At 39.6% G+C, this 419-nt stretch carries 1 protein-coding gene; it reads left to right on the top strand.

Annotated elements, in window-relative coordinates; genetic code table 11:
* Positions 1 to 19: 19 nt before the first annotated feature.
* The coding region (locus tag IM317_RS23660; RefSeq protein WP_193362551.1) for a helix-turn-helix domain-containing protein at positions 20 to 419 on the top strand (400 nt) is incomplete at its 3' end.

Raw genomic sequence — 419 nt, 5'->3', positions numbered from 1 at the left:
AAACAACGGAGCCTATGAAATGAACACTCAAATTATCGTAGCCAAAACCATCGGCAAAAGAATACTTAATCAAAGATCTTCTCTTCGCCTTTCTCAGGATTTTTTGGCTGATCATCTTGGTTTAACAACCGAAACCATTAACAACTGGGAAACGGAAAAAAGTGTTCCTTTTGCTGACCAGTTAATCCAATTGGCTAACATTCTTCATTCTGATGTTCTGTGGCTCATTTCAGGAAACGAGCAGTGCGGTGAATTTACAGAGCCAACAAGTATTTTAACGTCCAATCAACTTAACTCATGGGCTGCGGATATTGGCAATTGCAGAATGGCTTTATCTAATGCTATGGATTGCATGCCTCAGGAATTGTCGGCTATCGGTACACTAACTATCGTTTATGAAAAATTAGACGACTTGCAAG

The organism is Enterobacter cloacae complex sp. S3, from assembly GCF_014930495.1.
Taxonomy (GTDB): Bacteria; Pseudomonadota; Gammaproteobacteria; order Enterobacterales; family Enterobacteriaceae; genus Enterobacter; species Enterobacter asburiae_B.
The sequence above is the reverse complement of the archived record's forward strand: the minus strand, read 5'-3'. Positions and strand labels throughout refer to the sequence as shown.